The sequence below is a fragment of the Cytobacillus luteolus genome, from assembly GCF_017873715.1.
Lineage (GTDB): Bacteria > Bacillota > Bacilli > Bacillales > Bacillaceae_L > Bacillus_BV > Bacillus_BV luteola.
Genome location: NZ_JAGGKM010000001.1, coordinates 296,283 through 313,560, shown reverse-complemented (window position 1 = coordinate 313,560; position 17,278 = coordinate 296,283). Strand labels below are relative to the sequence as shown.

General features: G+C 35.1%; 18 protein-coding genes. 7 read left to right on the top strand and 11 right to left on the bottom strand.

The window, feature by feature from the left end:
- Positions 1–47: 47 nt before the first annotated feature.
- Entirely contained in the window at positions 48–407 is a 360-nt protein-coding gene (locus tag J2Z26_RS01660; protein ID WP_193534243.1) for a YtxH domain-containing protein, read from the top strand.
- Positions 408–525: 118 nt separating this feature from the next.
- The gene (locus J2Z26_RS01655; RefSeq protein WP_193534244.1) at positions 526–1,122 is read left to right on the top strand and encodes an HTH-type transcriptional regulator Hpr; all 597 of its coding nucleotides are present in this window, start codon (positions 526–528) and stop codon (positions 1,120–1,122) included.
- Positions 1,123–1,125: 3 nt separating this feature from the next.
- On the opposite strand, the gene J2Z26_RS01650 is transcribed toward J2Z26_RS01655, so the two are convergent.
- Positions 1,126–1,476, bottom strand: a complete 351-nt coding sequence (locus tag J2Z26_RS01650) for a DUF1878 family protein (RefSeq protein WP_227413573.1) — start codon at positions 1,474–1,476, stop codon at positions 1,126–1,128.
- Positions 1,477–1,716: 240 nt separating this feature from the next.
- Here J2Z26_RS01650 and J2Z26_RS01645 point away from each other — a divergent pair, with 240 nt between their 5' ends.
- Positions 1,717–2,256: a DUF3267 domain-containing protein gene (locus J2Z26_RS01645; protein ID WP_193534245.1), complete on the top strand. Its 540-nt coding sequence runs from the start codon at positions 1,717–1,719 to the stop codon at positions 2,254–2,256.
- 111 nt (positions 2,257–2,367) lie between these two features.
- Positions 2,368–2,547: a hypothetical protein gene (locus tag J2Z26_RS01640; protein ID WP_193471625.1), complete on the top strand. Its 180-nt coding sequence runs from the start codon at positions 2,368–2,370 to the stop codon at positions 2,545–2,547.
- Positions 2,548–2,599: 52 nt separating this feature from the next.
- On the opposite strand, the gene J2Z26_RS01635 is transcribed toward J2Z26_RS01640, so the two are convergent.
- The gene (locus tag J2Z26_RS01635) at positions 2,600–2,692 is read right to left on the bottom strand and encodes a YjcZ family sporulation protein (RefSeq protein ID WP_193471624.1); all 93 of its coding nucleotides are present in this window, start codon (positions 2,690–2,692) and stop codon (positions 2,600–2,602) included.
- Positions 2,693–2,730: 38 nt separating this feature from the next.
- Positions 2,731–2,817, bottom strand: coding sequence for a YjcZ family sporulation protein (locus tag J2Z26_RS01630; protein ID WP_193534374.1), 87 nt, complete (start codon positions 2,815–2,817; stop codon positions 2,731–2,733).
- A gap of 219 nt (positions 2,818–3,036) precedes the next feature.
- Between J2Z26_RS01630 and J2Z26_RS01625 the strand changes: the two genes are divergently transcribed.
- The gene (locus J2Z26_RS01625; RefSeq protein WP_193534246.1) at positions 3,037–3,900 is read left to right on the top strand and encodes a peptidylprolyl isomerase; all 864 of its coding nucleotides are present in this window, start codon (positions 3,037–3,039) and stop codon (positions 3,898–3,900) included.
- 253 nt (positions 3,901–4,153) lie between these two features.
- On the opposite strand, the gene J2Z26_RS01620 is transcribed toward J2Z26_RS01625, so the two are convergent.
- The 6 genes from J2Z26_RS01620 to J2Z26_RS01595 form a co-directional block, all read right to left on the bottom strand.
- Positions 4,154–4,348: a sporulation YhaL family protein gene (locus J2Z26_RS01620; protein ID WP_193534247.1), complete on the bottom strand. Its 195-nt coding sequence runs from the start codon at positions 4,346–4,348 to the stop codon at positions 4,154–4,156.
- Between the two features lie 98 nt (positions 4,349–4,446).
- Positions 4,447–5,391 (bottom strand): 3'-5' exoribonuclease YhaM, encoded by a 945-nt coding sequence (gene yhaM / locus J2Z26_RS01615; RefSeq protein WP_193534248.1) that lies wholly within the window; start codon positions 5,389–5,391, stop codon positions 4,447–4,449.
- A 44-nt stretch (positions 5,392–5,435) separates the two neighbouring features.
- On the bottom strand, positions 5,436–8,417 hold the full coding sequence (locus J2Z26_RS01610) for an ATP-binding protein (RefSeq protein WP_193534249.1): 2,982 nt from the start codon (positions 8,415–8,417) through the stop codon (positions 5,436–5,438).
- Positions 8,418–8,442: 25 nt separating this feature from the next.
- On the bottom strand, positions 8,443–9,672 hold the full coding sequence (locus J2Z26_RS01605; RefSeq protein ID WP_193534250.1) for a metallophosphoesterase family protein: 1,230 nt from the start codon (positions 9,670–9,672) through the stop codon (positions 8,443–8,445).
- 141 nt (positions 9,673–9,813) lie between these two features.
- Positions 9,814–11,070, bottom strand: coding sequence for an ABC transporter permease (locus J2Z26_RS01600; RefSeq protein WP_193534251.1), 1,257 nt, complete (start codon positions 11,068–11,070; stop codon positions 9,814–9,816).
- Entirely contained in the window at positions 11,063–11,962 is a 900-nt protein-coding gene (locus J2Z26_RS01595) for an ABC transporter ATP-binding protein (RefSeq protein ID WP_193534252.1), read from the bottom strand. Before J2Z26_RS01595 ends, J2Z26_RS01600 begins: the two co-directional genes overlap by 8 nt.
- A 402-nt stretch (positions 11,963–12,364) precedes the next feature.
- On the opposite strand from J2Z26_RS01595, the gene J2Z26_RS01590 reads away from it, so the two are divergent.
- Positions 12,365–12,550: a YhzD family protein gene (locus J2Z26_RS01590; protein ID WP_193534253.1), complete on the top strand. Its 186-nt coding sequence runs from the start codon at positions 12,365–12,367 to the stop codon at positions 12,548–12,550.
- Between the two features lie 76 nt (positions 12,551–12,626).
- Here J2Z26_RS01590 and J2Z26_RS01585 read toward each other — a convergent pair whose 3' ends face one another.
- Positions 12,627–13,412, bottom strand: a complete 786-nt coding sequence (locus J2Z26_RS01585; protein ID WP_193534254.1) for an enoyl-CoA hydratase — start codon at positions 13,410–13,412, stop codon at positions 12,627–12,629.
- Positions 13,413–13,908: 496 nt separating this feature from the next.
- On the opposite strand from J2Z26_RS01585, the gene J2Z26_RS01580 reads away from it, so the two are divergent.
- Complete coding sequence (locus tag J2Z26_RS01580) at positions 13,909–16,038, top strand: ABC transporter permease subunit (protein ID WP_193534255.1); 2,130 nt, start codon at positions 13,909–13,911, stop codon at positions 16,036–16,038.
- A gap of 88 nt (positions 16,039–16,126) precedes the next feature.
- On the opposite strand, the gene J2Z26_RS01575 is transcribed toward J2Z26_RS01580, so the two are convergent.
- Positions 16,127–17,278, bottom strand: a complete 1,152-nt coding sequence (locus J2Z26_RS01575; RefSeq protein ID WP_193534256.1) for a thiolase family protein — start codon at positions 17,276–17,278, stop codon at positions 16,127–16,129.

Here is a 17,278-nt window from a genome sequence, read left to right as displayed (position 1 = left end):
AATTTGTTACTATTACTTTTACAGGATTTTTTAATGGAGTGATAAACATGGGCAAAGGATTAAACTTTTTATACGGAATTATAATAGGAAGTGCTATTGGGGGTGCTACGACACTTCTTACCTCACCTACCTCTGGTAAGGAACTGCGTAAACAATTACAAACAAATTCCCAACACCTTATTGAAACACTACAAAAACTGAAGAGCGAGGGCCTAGATTTGAGCAATACCATTACTTCCTCTTCAAAGCAAAGTATCACAGCTATTTCGGAATTTAAAAATGATCTTGTTCATTCTTTTGACCAATGGACTGAATCAACTAAAGAAAATAAAAAAAGTATTCAAAAAGAGCTTTCTGAAATCGAGATTCTTTTGTCAGATTTGGAAAAATCTGTTCGAAAATCATGATTTTAAGCCTATTATTTTTTTTATTTAAAAATTTAGTAAATTTAGTTCTTTATTAATTTTTATTTTATTGGCATAATAGTATTAATAGTATTTTAGAATTGTAAAAGTAGGTGACTAGATGAAAAAAGAAGAATTGCAATATTCAATTAAAGATGCTATGATCTTTAGCCAAAGAGTGGCTCAGTTGAGCAAGGCATTATGGAAATCTATTGAGAAAGACTGGCAGCAATGGATTAAGCCATATGATTTAAATATCAATGAGCATCATATCCTATGGATTGCCTATCATTTAAAAGGTGCATCAATTTCAGAGATTGCTAAATTTGGTGTAATGCATGTTTCTACTGCATTTAATTTCTCGAAGAAGCTAGAAGAACGAGGGTTACTGCAATTTTCTAAAAAGGAAAATGACAAACGAAACACGTATATCGAGTTAACAGAAAAAGGCGAGGACATTCTTTTAAAATTAACTGAAGATTATAACCCTAGCAATAATGCTGTTTATAGCGGTGCATTACCATTAAAGGAGTTGTACGGTAAATTCCCGGATATGCTTGAGGTTATGTGTATTATTCGAAATATTTATGGTGATGATTTTATGCAAATCTTTGAGAGATCTTTTAAAAATCTCGAGGATGAGTTCATTGAAATTGATGGGAAATTATACAAACGTGTAGATGAAGAGACACATTCAAAGGAAGTTGCTAGTAATTAGGGACTAGTCTAGGGTATTCAACAATTTCTTAAATTCATACATCAAAGTCAAATACTTTCCATGATTGATCAAAGCATCAATGACTTCTTTAACTTCTAGTTTAGAATGTAACATTCCTACAAATTCTGTAAGAAGCGGAGTGAATGTAACAAATCCTTCCGCTTTTTGCTGTTTGAATTTTTCGTCCATAATTTCACAAAGATTGAGTAGGTCATTAACCTCATTCTTGCCTAATTGAGCTTTAACAATAAGTTTGTAAAATGCAGCTTTTTCTGTATCTAAAAAATCAAATAATAAGGATTGATAATACTCTAACCGTTCAATTCTTGCCTCTAGAGATTCCACTTCGTTCATAGCCCCTTTGACTCACAGCATTTACTATATATATTTTACACAAAAGAGTAATTTTACAAAAACACTAAACTTGTACGACTAATCAAAATCATCTTAACATATTCTTTAAGGATAAAGATAATTAGTTTATTCGAAAATTGCAATTTTCGGGCTGAAATATTCCTATTGCATTTTAAGAAAAATCGTCGTAAAGTAGTTTAGTAAGTTTGAAGAATACTAAAGTTCGGATGGTGAACCGTTATGACTTGTTGGAGGACCATTAATCTAGCTAAAGATTATGGATTCCATCGCATCGTTCTTATTTCAATTATTACGATGTTTTTTACATTTGTTTTAATCTATATTCCATTGAATTTAATGCATCCTAAAGCACACTTAAAAGAAGACGGAATCTTGTTCTTTTTAATTGGATTGTTAATTGTCTTTCCAGTTCATAAGTTATTACATGGATTACCACTATTTATTTTACGTAAAAAATTCAAATTGACGGCATCTAGCTATATACTATTCATGCCTGTGTTAACGATCAGATTAAAACAAACTTTATCGAAATCAATTATTATTATGGCATTAATCATGCCTTTTCTTTTAATCACATCACTGATGTTAATAGGTAGCTTTATGTTTCCGGGTTACATCCATTACTTCAGCATTATTGCAGCTATTAACTTAGGTTTATGTGTTCCTGATCTTATCTGTTTACGTCATGTCCTTCAAGCACCTAAAACGAGCCAGATTGAAGAAGTGGATGATGGATACTCAATCCTAGTTAATAACTAACGTCTACATTCCAATTTGTTACAGTTATACGAATCGATATAAGTCTATCTTTTTTAATGAATGTTTGTTAAAGTTATAGAAGACATAAAAGAATTTAGGGGGGATCTCAGGATGGCTATTTTATTTATTCCTTTTGCCACTTTTATCTTGTTCTATATCAATCAAATGACCAATATGCTTTGCATTCAAAAAGAAATTCCTGAAGACCGTCAACCTAAAGTCTTTAGAACGATTAATATCTTAATTACGATTTTATTAATTTCTTCTTATGTAGAAATTTTATTTACCTAATAGATAAAAAAGTGGTGAGGCAATGTGCCTCACCACTTTTTTGTCATCATCCTTAGTAAGCCCAAGAAGCACCAATGATGATTAATAGAATGAATAATACAACGATTAACGCAAATCCTCCACCATAGTATCCAGTGTGTGACATAATTATTTCCTCCTTTAATTGTTTAGTGTACTAACTTCTTAATACCAAGAAGCACCAACGATGACTAATAAAATGAACAATACAACAATTAACGCGAATCCACCACTATATCCGGCGTGACCCATACGTAACACCTCCTTCTGTTGTATACGCTACTATCATATGCACAGTTTTTTTCACTCGAATAGGCACCTGTCTTGGTTTTTAAAGAATTTTTCAATCAATTTTATCTTTAATTTTAGATAACCATTCCTAAAACATTTCTTTATATCCAAAATATGTGATATAGTAGTTCATGTGGTTTTGGACAAACATACAATTAACATAAGTAGGAGATGTCGAACATGAAAAAAATGATAATTGCTTTAACAGCAACTGCAAGTATACTTGCTTTAAGTGCATGTAATAATGCTGAAGAATCTGAAGTTGTAGTTGAAACAAGCGCAGGTAATATTACAAAAGATGAATTTTACAATGCAATGAAAGACCAAGTTGGTCAACAGATTTTAAGAGATCTTGTACACGCAAAAGTTCTTGGAGATAAATATGAGGTAACTGAAGAAGAGATTGACGCAAAAATGGAAGAACTTAAAGCATCATTTGGTCCTCAATTTGAAGCAGCAGTTCAACAAAACGGTGAAGAAGCCATCCGTACGATGGTTAAAACAGATTTATTACGTGAAAAAGCGGCTTCTCAAGAAATCGAAGTAACGGAAGAAGAAGTACAAGCAAAATATGAGGAAATGAAAAACAAAAAGCCTGAAATCAGAGCAAGTCACATCTTAGTAACAGAAGAAGCTACTGCAAAGGAAATTCAAGCAAAGCTAGAAGCTGGAACAGCCTTTGAAGATTTAGCTAAGGAATACGGTACAGATGGAACGGCAGCTCAAGGTGGCGACTTAGGATTCTTTGGTGAAGGTCAAATGGTACCTGATTTTGAAAAAGCAGCATATGCACTTGAAGTTGGAGAAATCAGTGATATCGTAAAAACTGATTTTGGATACCACCTGATCAAATTGACTGAGAAAAAAGAAAATGAAGTAGGCACATTAGAAGAAATGAAAGCTGAAATTGAACAAGAAATTCGTCTAACTAAATTAGATGCTGCAACAGTTGAAGCAGCACTTAGCAACGAAATGGAAGAAGCAAATGTTAAAGTAAATGATGCAGACCTTAAAGATGCTTTTAAAGCTGCAGAAACTAAATAAGTACTGAATATAAATAAAGGAAGTGGCTAAATAGCAAAATGCTGTTCACCACTTCCTTTTTTGGTTTGTAATAATAATAATGTCCGTTGATTTCCGGTCCAGGCACTTGCTTTCCGCGGGGAGGAAGTCGAGCCTCCTCGGCGTTGCGCCTGCGGTGTCTCGACCTTTCCTCTACGTCCCGCAGGAGTCAAGTGCCTTCCCCTCCAATCAACTCAGGACTCTCTATTCAGTCTCATTAGGCTACTATCTTAACTTACATAGCCTCAGGCTTTTTTAGTTTTCTGCCTTCTTTTTCTTGGTTCATACGTTCAATGTAAACTTGTCCTTCATTTTCGATAAAGGAGTTCTCTACTTCCTGCTCATTTCTTGCTGTTCTAATGACCATATAACCGCTAAAGATAATGCCACTAATGACAACATATACCCACCATGGAACTGCAAAAATCATTTTTGTTTCCCCCTTGTCCAACTTTCTTTATATCACTATATGATGTAACACAAGGAGATATCACTGATTTGTACAAGCTTTTAGATAATTTTTATTTATTATTTATGAAAGGAAGGTTTGTAAAAGCTTCGGTTTTCCAAAGCAAATACTCTTTCTGAGTATTCACCAGGTTTTACTCGCTCTAAAGCTCTGTCCAACATATTCATTTTTGCATCGAGATTATCAATATAATGTAATATTTCTGCCTCTTTAATCATTGGCGGCTTTGGACTTCCCCATTCCGCTTTGCCATGATGGCTCAGTACTAAATGCTGCAGAATTGTTACTTCTTCACCTGTAATTCCAAGCTGCTCTGCTGCTTTACCTATTTCATTTACCATGATTGTAATGTGACCTAGCAAATTCCCCTCAATTGTATAACTCGTTGAGACTGGACCAGATAGCTCAATGACTTTGCCTAAGTCATGTAAAATAACGCCAGCATATAAAAGGTCTGTGTCCAACGAAGGATAGAGAGTTGAGATGGCTTTGGATAAGTCCAGCATGGATACAACATGATACGCGAGTCCAGAAACATACTCATGATGATTTTTTGTTGCTGCAGGATATTCAAAAAAAGCAGAATGATGTTTCTTCAAAAGATGTCTTGTAATACGTTGAATCGAAGGATTCTTCATCTCAAATATATATTGAGTGATTTTTTCAGCCATAACATCTTTTTTTAAAGGTGCCACTTCAAGTAAATCTGCAACTTCTATTGTATCTGTTTCGTTTGTTGGACGAATTGTTCTAATTTTCAACTGAGTTCTACCACGGTAATTGTTCACATCGCCACAAACATGGACAATGTTTTGTGGTGCATATGCGTTTTCATCCTCTGAAGAGGCATCCCATAACTTTGCCTCAATTTCGCCACTCTTATCCTGTAGCATCAACGTTAGAAATGGTTTCCCATTGCTAGCGATACCTTTGGTAGATGATTTAACAAGCAGAAAAACCTCCACTTTATCTCCGAAATCATAATGAAGTATCCCTTTACCCATATACGTTCCCCCTGTCCTTTATCTATTTTATTATATTTTCGTACCTAGAGGTAAACGACATCCTCTGTTTGAAAATGGTCTACGATATGTTTGTGACACGTAAAAAGTAATATCTGATGATTGCTTGATAAAGTTTGTAAGAGCTTTATTATCTTTTCAGTTCTTTGTTGGTCAAAATTCACAAAGCTGTCATCTACAATAAATGGATACGCTGTCATTGGATGCATTGTATTTCCTAAAGCAATTCGAAGAGAAAGGTATAATTGTTCGGCTGTAGCTTGGCTTAGTTCACTTGGAGAAAATCTGACGCCATCCTTCCTCTCAACAATAAAGCCAGCTTGATCATCTGGTGAATAGATGTGATTGTATTCATCTTCTGTTAAGAAGCGGAAATATTCTTCTGCATCACTTAATAACCTTGGTAAACGAAGTGCCCGATATCGTTCAATTGTTTTCCCAAGAATGTCTTTAGCCACGGAATGAACTGCCCATTTTTTCACTTCTTGTTGAAATAAAGATTTACTTTGTTCGTAAATGTGAAAAGTTTCTGCATACGTCCCACCTTCTTCAAGATCAGTGATTCTGATAGAAACCTCAGATAGCTGATGACGGTAATCCTTTTCTTTTAACTTTAGTTCTTCTAGATTTCCTTTTAAAAATTTTAGTTGAACTCGTTTTTCGTCTTCGTGGTATTCTTCATCAATAAGATGCAAATAGGGCCCTACCTGACTTTCAATTAAGTCAAGTCTACCATTTAAGTGAGCTCTTTGTTCATATATCTTTCCTTTGCTTCGATATTCTTCTTCATTTGAAACCTCTGCCATCTCATACAACTGTGTACACTCTTGTTCTAAGTAGTTAATTTCAAGTTGCAACTGCGTCGTCTGTTCAATAATATCCTCAAGTTTCCCTGTTAAATGATACAACTTACCTTTTTTTTCTTTTTCTGACTCAAGCCTTGTAAGTAAAGTATAGACTGCACTGACAATCTCATGATTGTTTTCCTGTTCACATAACAACTTTACTTTTTGTTCATATTGTAAAACCTTAGAACTAGCAGCTTCTAATTGTTCAGTATGTTTTTTCTTTTTACGGAAAGTGCTCTTAAGCTCCTCTAACAAGATATAACTATCTAAGAGCTTACCACCTGAAAGAGCCTCTGATAAATGTAACTCACTTATTACTTTAGCTACTCGTTCATGATTACTAAACCTTCGATTTTCCCATGAATCATACTCGGACAATACCTTTTCATATTGACGCTCGTTTTGTGATAAAGTAATTTTTTCAATATCTAGTATGCGATTGAGTTCTCGGTCCTTTATTAGGAGTTCCTGGGCTTCTTCTATCCCTTCCGAATCCCTACTCCCTGCTTCGATATTCTCATTAAGTTTACCAAGCTTTTGTTCTAGCTGACCTTTTTCCTGTTTGAGATCTTTTAAAATATAACTAGTACCTTGCATGGATATATTTTTCAACAAAACGAAAGTTAAAACACTAACGACTAACACTGCTCCTACTACAATCCATTGATTATTTAGAATCAGCCAGATCGTTAATGCAGTTAGTAATAGGAAGAAACTAGTGAATAGAACTTTTGAATTCTTTATTCTTGCTTTCTCTTGATTGCTATATCTTTTTATTTTATCTTCAGTCGTGGATAGTAAATCTATCACTTTACTTCTTTCATTCAGGTTCTCATTGCTAGTAGAACTAGCATGCAAGATTTCCTCATAGTGCTTTCTCGCTTCTTTAGTCAGTAATTGTTTCTGTAAATCATGTATCTTCTCTTCACTTGCTTCTAGTAGCATTTTAGTTCGAGAAAACTGTTCGTCTAAAAATTGCTTTTGTTGTTTTATTGATTCAAATTCATTAACTACAGTTTTAATCTCTTCTTTTTTTGAAATACTAGTGTCCAAGTAAAGAAGTTCTTCCTCTGAGTTCGTCCACCCTACTTGTTCCTTCGTGGATGATAAGAACTCGTTAAGGAGAGCAATCTCTCTTTTGTGTTCAGAAATCTCTGCCTGAAGTTGTTCATATACTCGAACATTATCTGATACTTCTCGTATGGCTGGTTCTCTATTTAATAGCTCCACGTTTACGTTGATATTCCTTATGTCATTTTCCAACTTCAGCTTTTTTTGAGACAGGCTAGATAACTGTGCCTTATAAGGGAGAAGCTGTGAATGTAAGTGTTCAAGTCTTTTTAGACCATCAACAGGGAAAGGCTCAGAAGACGGTAAAGAGATAAGCTTTGTCTGAATGGTTTGGCGTTCAATAAGCAAATCGTTCATTGAAAGTAAATGTTCAAGTTGTCTATACTCATTTGTTGTTTTACTTACTTCACGTTCTATATCCTGCATTTTTCGCTGCAGGTCTTCTTTACCTTCAATTAGTTTTTTATAGGTTTGATTCTTTTCTTGTGCTTGAACGAAGAGTTGATGTTTTTCTTTTAAATCGATTAATTGCTGATTAATTATGGGTTTACGTCCACTAGGCTTAAAAAGTGATTCTAGCTCTTTCGTGATACGTTCATTCACTTTCACCAGAGCATCAGTACCAACTACACCAGCAGAAAACAAGTAATTCCCTAGCTTCTCAGCATTCATCTGTTGAACGCCCTGAAGGCCCTGAAGATTATAAGAATACACTCCCTGATAAAAGGATTTATCCATTCCTTGGAATAATTCCTTGAGTAGCTCCTCTCCCATTGTTGTACCATCCGGCATATAGACTGTCACATTACCACTAGACTTACCTGGCAATCGCTCAATAACAATGGTTCCATATTCTTTTGTTTGTAAGCTGATCTTCCCACCATACCTTGTTCCTGATTTTGGTTCATAACGAAGGTCTTGCTGCTGTTTAGTAGGGAAACCAAATAAAATACTATGGATAAATGACATTAATGTCGACTTTCCAGCTTCATTTTTACCATAAAAGAGTTGAATACCACCAGAGAGATTACCATATTCTTTGCTTTCTAATTTCCCATATCCATAAATATGAAGGTCAATTATTCTCATGATGTACCTCCTTTCTCTTTTTCTATTAATCCTTCATCATTCCATTTAAAAGCAGTGCTTCTGCTTCCTTTATGATTTCCTGTTTTTCATCAGCGGTTAATTGATTCACATATTTTCTTGCTTGAGGATGATTAAAAATCGGGCCTAGCGCTTCATAGAAATCATCATATTCATCTATACAAGCAATAAGATCTGCGAAAAAATGCGATTCAGACCTTAATTTTTCACGATCCACCACGATGTTCGTTTCAACTCTAATAGAATTTACAAGAACAAAGTTTCGTTTATCCACTTCAGACTCGACTAAAATGGTTTGTAATTCATCTACTAAATTTTGATCTTGTAGACTGTTATGAAGTTTTCCTGATCCAATTAGCTCTAATGTTACTAACACACCTTGGTCAATACGCCTTAGCTTATCTAAGATTTGATAACATTGATCTACCAATTGGTTATAGTTATCTATGTCTGATATTGTAAGTTGAACAGTTTCCCATACAATATCTGCTGTTTCCTTAAACGTTAATGTAGTATTTGACTCTGACAAAGTAACAATATAACATCCCTTATCCCCAGATTCTTTTCGATGCCTACCTTGTATGTTACCAGGATAGATAATAGGTGGATTATCATAGAGACTTTGACGCTTATGGATATGGCCTAATGCCCAGTAGTTGAAATCCTTTTCAAGTAACTGTTTAACTGTAAACGGTGCGTAGCGACCATGTTCATCTTGGGTTGTAGTATCTTCACTACCATGTAAGAGTCCAATATGAAAAGGTGCATCCATCTTCTTTAAGTAATAACTGGTCATATTCTCAGTAACGAGGTTCTTTGGATAGCTAAATCCATACAGATTGACCAGTGGTTGTCCATTTTTTTCGAATGTCTTTGACTCTATGTTACCTGAAAATACATGCACATTCCTTGGCCATTCAATCGAAGTCCAGGATCCGCCTAGATGATCATGATTTCCATGAATGATATATACTGTGATATCCTCTTTTTCAAGACGTTTCATTTCATCACGAAATCTTACTTGTGCGCGTAAACTCCGGTCCACAGAATCAAACAAATCCCCAGAGATAATCATAAAATCTACCTTTTCTTCAATAGCTAATAACACAATTCGAGAAAAAGAGGTAAACGTGCTTTCTTTTATTCTTTTAAAAAGTAATTCAGGGAACTTTTGTAGTCCTTTAAAAGGACTATCTAAATGTAAATCTGCTGTATGTAAAAATTTTATTGAACTCATTCGTTTATTCCTCTTTTCAAATAGAGTTGACTTTATTTTACCATCCAAACAATACGAATGCACGTTCTCACAAGAATAATTCTTTCGTAATTAATCTAAAAAAAGGACAAAACCTTATAGGTTTCATCCTTAGTAATTAGTTTACTTTTCATTTTTTGTTAGCTGTAGAGCTTTTTTAATATCCTTAAATGATGAACTCTTTCCATACATTAAAACTCCTCCACGGTAAACACGGGCCCCAAATACCGCAAGTAGAACAATGGTTGTTACAAGTAATCCAATACTTAAAGCTACTTCCCAAATAGGTACATTTAACATCCCAACACGTAAGAACATAATCATTGGTGCAAAGAATGGAATAAAAGAAGTAACCGTGATAAATGATGCTTCTGGTTTCCCCAGTCCAAACATAGCGATCATAAATGCAATTACAATTACTAATGTCATAGGTGTTATCATCTGTTGTACATCTTCAATTCTGCTTACAAGTGAGCCTAAAAATGCCGCTAATGTTGCAAAAAGTAGATAGCCTAACACGAAAAAGACGATCGCATAAATAAATGTTGAAATAGGAATATTACTCAATCCAAAAACAGAAAAAATTCCTTCATTACTGTTTGCAGGATTTAAACGTAGAGAAAGATAACCTACTGTTAGAATAAATGCAAATTGAGTGATACTTAATAAAGCGATACCTAGAATTTTTCCAAACATTAGCTTAATTGGAGAAACACTAGAGATTAGTATCTCCATTACACGTGAAGATTTCTCCGTTGCTACTTCCATTGCAATCATACTTGCATACATGATAACAGCAAAGTAGATGACAAATAATAAAATATAAACCAACCCACGAGCCTGACTCAATTCTTCTTCAGACTTAGCATCTTCTTCTAGTGCAATTTTTTCAAACATGACTGGAACATATAATTGATTTACCTGTTCTGCTGTTAATCCTAGCTTCGAAGTTGCTAGTGATACCTTAAGCTGTTGCAAAGCCTGTTCTAGCTGCGAATATGCCTCTGAATCTGTAATTGACATTGCGCTAAAAACACCCTGTGGAAGCTGTTCTTCATCATACGAGATTTCTAAAAGACCTGCATATTCTCCATCAGATACTTTTTCTTTAGCTTCCTCTACTGAACCTCCAAACTGTTCAATAGCAAGCTTATTTGAAAAAACTTGGAACTGTTGTTCATAAAGTGGGTATAGCTCCCCTGTCTCATCAATAACTGCAATTATCCGATCGTCATCACCTTTATCAAACATATCTATGATGGTTTGGATATTTGTTAGTCCTAGAACAATAACCGCTGTAATAATTGTAGTTATAATAAATGATTTAGATTTTAACTTATTCAAATAGGTGTGAAAAAAGATAAGCCAAAATTTATTCATAGGAAGCACCTACCTTTTCAATAAAGATATCATTTAATGAAGGCTCTTCTAGTGAGAACTTTCTTACGAATCCTTTACCAGAAATCTCCTCAAATATATGTTGTGAGACTCCTTCATTTTCAACTTGCAAATGTACACCCTCACCTGTCTGCTTGAACTTGACTACGCCTCGAACATTCTCTAAATGAGATAAATCAAAATCAGCATGAACACTTACATTTTTCTTCCCAAAAGATCTTTTGATATCCTTCAAGGCTCCATGGACAATTGGCTTTCCACGGTGCATAATGCAAAGGTGTTCACATAACTCCTCAACATGCTCCATACGATGACTTGAGAACACAATGGACGTACCTTGATTTTTTAAATCCAATACGGCTTCTTTTAAAAGTTCAACATTCACTGGATCTAGTCCACTAAATGGTTCATCTAAGATAAGTAGTCTTGGCTTGTGAAGAACAGAGGCAATAAATTGGATCTTTTGTTGATTCCCCTTTGATAATTCTTCTACTTTTTTGTTTAGGTACTCAGGAACCTTAAATCTTTCAAGCCAATACTCTAATTGTTTTAGGATATCTTGTTTTTGCATTCCTCTTAATCTGCCAAGATAGATTAATTGATCTTGGACCTTCATTTTTGGATAAAGTCCTCTTTCTTCAGGCAGGTAGCCTACAATATGGCTTGTATCGTAATTAATAGGTTTACCATCCCAAGAAATTTTCCCCTCGGATGAATCTAATAAACCTAGAATCATACGAAAGGTTGTTGTTTTACCTGCACCGTTTGCTCCTAAGAAGCCAAACATTTCTTTTTCGGGTATTTCAATTGAAAGCTTATCTACTGCTGTAAAGCTTCCAAAACGCTTTGTTACATTTTCTAATGTTAATGCCATTTCTATTCCTCCTTTTGCATCCAACTACTAATACGATAGAACTACGTTATAGTTTCATAATTTCTTCATAACTTTCTAAAAATATCATATTTTGGAAAATAAGTGGTAGGTTTTTTATAGGTATGTAGTTTTTGACTTTGAATTTAGCCCGTTCCTTTGCGCTACAGACACTTGCTTTCCGCGGGGAGGAAGTCAAGCCTCCTCGACGTTCCGTCTGCGGGGTCTCGACCTTTCCTCAACTTCTGAGCAGGAGTCAAGTGTCTTCCGCTCCAATCCACTCTTGTTGTAACAATAGTAAAACTTTAAAAGCTATAAAATTTACTAATTATGAGTTTGCAGGAATTTTAAAAGTATGTAAGAATAGTAATAACTATCAGAATTTTTTAAAGGAGAAAGTGAATTATGGGAGTTTATAAGTTAACGGTATTTGATAAAAGCGGTGAGACGTTATTGGATGAGTCTTTTGAGGCTGCGACTGAGAAGGAAGCGAAGGAAGTTGGAGAGAAAATGTTAGCAGAGAAAAATTATCTTGATACAACACATCGTTGTACTTCTTCTGCTGGTAAGCTGATTTTGTTCCATCGTTAGGTGGTTTGTGAAAAAGTTAGCGGACTCAAAACGAAAAGAACTAGATTGTGATATTAACCACAACCTAGTTCTTTTTTTATTTTCCGGTAAAGTTTGGTCTTCTTTTTTCTAAGAAGGCTTGAACTCCTTCTCGGTGATCTTTTGTGCTTCTCATTTCTTGTTGGCCATATTTTTCAAGCTCTAGTACATTAAGTAGCTTTTGCTTATTAGCATCTGCTAGGATAGCTTTTGTTTTTACCATTGCTTTGACAGGCTTATGTAACCATTCGTTTATTTTCTCTGAAACTGCGTTTTGTAGCTCTACCTCTACAAGTTGGTCAACTAAACCAAGAGAGAATGCTTCATCTGCTCCCATGGTTTTTCCTTCCCAGATAACTTGTTTTGTTTTTGTCTCTCCTAGTCTTCGCTCTAAAAAGAAGTGACCGCCTCCGTCAGGAATGAGTCCAATTCCGATAAAGTTCATCGCAAGTTTTGATTGTTTTTCCGCAAAAATGTAATCTGCAGCTAGTGCAAAGCTTAGTCCTAATCCTGCAGCAGGCCCATGGATTGCACTGATTACGAGTTTAGGAAGCGAATAAAGCGTAATCATCATTTCACTAATCGTTTCCATTACAGGTAAAAATGCTGACTCATCAGTGGAACTAAGCATCGATTTAATATCTCCGCCTGCTGAGAAACCGCGCCCAGAGCCGGTTAATACTAATACATCAACTGCATCATTGCTTTCTACTTCCTTAAGTCTTTCAACAATCTCACGAAGCATTGGTACGTCCATTGCATTTAAAACCTCAGGTCGATTTAGGGTAAGTGTTGCTACTCTTCCATCCACATTTAAAAGAACTGGTGCATTTTGTGTTGTCATTTGACCCCTCCTATTTACTATTTTCTATTATTATACAATTATACTAACATAATAGAAATAATTTTCTGAAGATTTTCAAGTTCTGTAGTAAAAATCGTTATCCAATATTTTGCATCTGAGTCGAGTTCAACTAAAATGAACCTCATTTTTTACCAATGTCAAAAACTAGTGTTGTCGAATTCTTTTTTTCTTTGAATCATCAGAAAGAATGTACGTGCAACCATTATTTAAGTATAACTTTAAGAGGAGAAATGTGTTATATACTTTCATTTGCTAATCTATTAAAATTCTCTTCTCCCAGTTGTTTAATAACCGTATACCCTCTAATTGTTTACCTCCACTTCTCACTATATTAGAAAAATTACCCCTTAAATACAAATGCAACTATTATTCGACAAAGCAATTTTGCCTTCACAAAAAAATGGTTGATTATTACATTTTTTACAATTATATTAAATTCTAATAATATTTAAATTCTTCAGAGGGGTAAAAATTTATGTTTCTATTAATGAATAAAATGGTAAAAAACTTCATTCTCCTCCTTCTCGCCTCCACCGCTATCGTTTATTTGGTATTTATTTCAACTTTGGACTTTTACTTTGTAAACAAAACGAATTGGAGTGTTATGGCCCAAGCGGTTTTTGAATATTATCGAGATTTGATCATTAATCAATCGTTCGGGATGTCAATGGAGTATCCAGTTTTATCTGTGAACGATATTGTTTCGGAGTTATATGGGAAAAGCTTAAAGATTATCATTCCTGCTTTTATAATCAGTTTTGTCCTTGGTATTATTTTAGGAATCATCCGTTTTATTGGTAGAGACAGAAAAACACAAAATAAATTTCACAAGATAAACCATCTCTTCTTTGGTACTGTTCCTGACTTTTTTCTGCTAATTACAGTTCAATTTGGAATCATCTTGCTCATTCGGGCAAATTTGATTGAGTTGGATTTATTTGGTGATGAGACTTGGTTCCATCTCTTATTCCCAACCGCGATTATCAGCATCACCCCTATCTTTTACATATCGAATATTACCTATCAATCTTTAATGACTGAAAAAGATAGGGATTATGTTAGAACTGCTATGTCGAAAGGAATTAACCAACAGACGATTACATTAAAACATTTGCTTTGGAATGCATGGCCAACGATCTTTAGTTATACTCAAACCCTGATGTTAATTATCATTAGCAGTTTGCCAATCATTGAAAGATTATGCTTTTACAGAGGTGCTGGTCATCAATTGATTGTGTCGCTTCAGGCAGATGATGCATATGTGGTTTTAGGACTTCTCTTGCCTCTGCTTTTATTAGTATTAATTACCGTATGGATTACAGATATTATAAAACTTTGGATTATCCCTATTAGCCTGGAACAGGAATTATCTGAATCTACAATACAAGTAAAACGATTCAAGCGTGTTAAGTGGTTGGTTGATTTCATTAAATCAATCCCTTACAAGACTGTTAGACTGGTCTATTCTTTTTTCACAACATTCCTTTTCAATACTTTGAAGCTGGCATTTTATGTGACCCTGATATTCCCATTCAAGATCGTAAAGAGAATTTATTTTTCTATAGTTACTCTCTCTTTCCTAAGAGTTCCAAAAAGAATTTTTAGTTTAATTAAGGAATATCCCTCTTTTGCTTTAGGAATTTTCATTTTGGCCGGAATAGCTTTTATGGCTTTACTAGGTCCATCGCTACCTTTTGTTGACAGTGAACTAAAAGGCTTCCGGGTCAAATACGATGAAAATATGAAATTAGTGAAGGCTCCCGTCCCACCAGGTGATGCCTATTGGTTTGGGACAGATCAAAATGGTCGTGATCTTTTCAGTATCATTGTACATGGTGCAAAAGAAACCCTTATGCAACTACTCATAATTGTTGTTATAAGATTTTTCATTAGCATACCTCTTGGATATTTTTCCTCTATTAACAGAGGTACAAAAACCCTACTGGGGTTCTCGAATAGTTTGCTTTCATTTTTGCCAACACTTATTTTAGTCATGTTAATTGGCAATCTGCCGTCTTTACTAGAAGCTGAAAACCGTTATGTTATACTGCTTTTCGTCATAGCTCTCTTAGATATAGGGAGAATTAGTGAGATTATTAGACAGGAATTTATAAAAATTAATAAAACTGAATACTTGGTAGCAGCAGTAACAACGGGCACAAACTGGTATAACTTGATTACTAGACACTACATACCAAACATATACCAAAAGATTATCTTTATTTTTATAAGTGATATGGCCCGAATTATGGTTCTCCTTGGTGGACTTGGAATTGTAGATGTTTTTTTATCGCAAGATCTCCAATTCGATCCAACCGTAGGTTTAACAGTAGTAAACCTTACATTCACCTGGCCATCATTGCTGTCTGACTCATTAAGTGATATTCATATAGCTCCATGGATTCCGTTCTTCCCATCACTATTTATTGCAATTACTATTATTGGTCTAAATTTATTCGGTGAAGGGTTAAAGAATTTCACAGATAAACAAAAGAAAAAGAAAATAAAGCAACAGCAAGAGGTTGAAAAGGTTGAATTACTTTCTTTAGAATCTCACAAGAAACATTGGGATGAAAACAGTTCGAAGAAGAAAATTAGCGTCTAGATCTACAAAAAAAGGAACTCCCTCTCGGAAACTCGAGCTGGTGAGTTCCTTTTTAAGATTAGCGGAATTCAATGTATTTTCTTTAATCTTATAATCTCTCAATAATCGTAGCCGTTGACATGCCATGACCGATACAAATGGTTAATAATCCGTAACGTCCATTGCGGCGTTCTAACTCATGAAGTAATGTGGTCATCAGCTTTGTTCCAGTAGCACCAAGAGGGTGTCCTAACGAAATGGCTCCACCATTTACATTTACCTTTGCTAAATTGACCTTAAGCTCTTTTTGCCAAGCAAGTACAACCGGTGCAAAGGCTTCATTAATTTCAAATAGGTCGATATCTTCTATTGATAGGCCCGATTTCTGAAGTACCTTTTGTGTCGCTGGAATAACACCATCTAACATAAGAGTTGGATCTGAGCCAACAACAACTCGGTTAATAATTCGGGCACGTGGTTTTAGACCAAGCTCTCTAGCTTTTTTTCCTTCCATTAATAAAACAGCTGCTGCACCATCACTCATTTGACTGGCATTCCCGGCTGTAATTACTCCATCAGGTCTAAAAACAGATTTTAACCCTGACAACACTTCAATAGATGTATCTGCTCTTGGTCCCTCATCTTTTTTAACTAAATAGTGATTACCTTCTTTATCTAGCCCTTCAATTGGGACAATCTCACGGTCAAAGATTCCTTGTTCCTGAGCAGCAATGGCTCGTCTATGACTTTCAAATGCGTACTGATCGAGGTCATTACGAGTTAATCCATATTTTTCAGAAATTAATTCTGCGGATACTCCCTGATGTACAAAGGGATATTTTGCAGATAATGATTCTGGAATGGTTCGTTCGTTCCCATCGCTTAGGAGGGGAACCTTTGTCATGCTCTCAACACCTGCAGCAATTGTAATATCCATATCGCCTGACTTAATTTCCTGACTTGCAAAATGAATCGCTTGCTGACCTGATCCACACATACGGTTAATCTGAACAGCAGGCACCTCTACTGGAAAGCCTGCCTCAAGTGCAGCTAACCTCCCAATATTGAATCCTTGTTCAGCTAACGGGGTTACACACCCCATTACAATATCCTCTACCTGTCCTTTTTCAATTCCTGCTCTATTGATTAGTTCATTCAACACCAAAGAGGCCAAATGAACTGGATGTACTTCTCGAAATACTCCATTTCTCCTCCCAACAGGGCTTCGAACTGCTTCGACTATTACGACTTCTCGATTCAT

Coding starts and splice junctions, on each gene's coding strand:
- J2Z26_RS01660 (WP_193534243.1), top strand. CDS start 48: ATGGGCAAAGGATTAAACTTTTTATACGGAATTATAATAGGAAGTGCT.
- J2Z26_RS01655 (WP_193534244.1), top strand. CDS start 526: ATGAAAAAAGAAGAATTGCAATATTCAATTAAAGATGCTATGATCTTT.
- J2Z26_RS01650 (WP_227413573.1), bottom strand. CDS start 1,476: ATGAACGAAGTGGAATCTCTAGAGGCAAGAATTGAACGGTTAGAGTAT.
- J2Z26_RS01645 (WP_193534245.1), top strand. CDS start 1,717: ATGACTTGTTGGAGGACCATTAATCTAGCTAAAGATTATGGATTCCAT.
- J2Z26_RS01640 (WP_193471625.1), top strand. CDS start 2,368: ATGGCTATTTTATTTATTCCTTTTGCCACTTTTATCTTGTTCTATATC.
- J2Z26_RS01635 (WP_193471624.1), bottom strand. CDS start 2,692: ATGTCACACACTGGATACTATGGTGGAGGATTTGCGTTAATCGTTGTA.
- J2Z26_RS01630 (WP_193534374.1), bottom strand. CDS start 2,817: ATGGGTCACGCCGGATATAGTGGTGGATTCGCGTTAATTGTTGTATTG.
- J2Z26_RS01625 (WP_193534246.1), top strand. CDS start 3,037: ATGAAAAAAATGATAATTGCTTTAACAGCAACTGCAAGTATACTTGCT.
- J2Z26_RS01620 (WP_193534247.1), bottom strand. CDS start 4,348: ATGATTTTTGCAGTTCCATGGTGGGTATATGTTGTCATTAGTGGCATT.
- yhaM (WP_193534248.1), bottom strand. CDS start 5,391: ATGGGTAAAGGGATACTTCATTATGATTTCGGAGATAAAGTGGAGGTT.
- J2Z26_RS01610 (WP_193534249.1), bottom strand. CDS start 8,417: ATGAGAATAATTGACCTTCATATTTATGGATATGGGAAATTAGAAAGC.
- J2Z26_RS01605 (WP_193534250.1), bottom strand. CDS start 9,672: ATGAGTTCAATAAAATTTTTACATACAGCAGATTTACATTTAGATAGT.
- J2Z26_RS01600 (WP_193534251.1), bottom strand. CDS start 11,070: ATGAATAAATTTTGGCTTATCTTTTTTCACACCTATTTGAATAAGTTA.
- J2Z26_RS01595 (WP_193534252.1), bottom strand. CDS start 11,962: ATGGCATTAACATTAGAAAATGTAACAAAGCGTTTTGGAAGCTTTACA.
- J2Z26_RS01590 (WP_193534253.1), top strand. CDS start 12,365: ATGGGAGTTTATAAGTTAACGGTATTTGATAAAAGCGGTGAGACGTTA.
- J2Z26_RS01585 (WP_193534254.1), bottom strand. CDS start 13,412: ATGACAACACAAAATGCACCAGTTCTTTTAAATGTGGATGGAAGAGTA.
- J2Z26_RS01580 (WP_193534255.1), top strand. CDS start 13,909: ATGTTTCTATTAATGAATAAAATGGTAAAAAACTTCATTCTCCTCCTT.
- J2Z26_RS01575 (WP_193534256.1), bottom strand. CDS start 17,278: ATGAATCGAGAAGTCGTAATAGTCGAAGCAGTTCGAAGCCCTGTTGGG.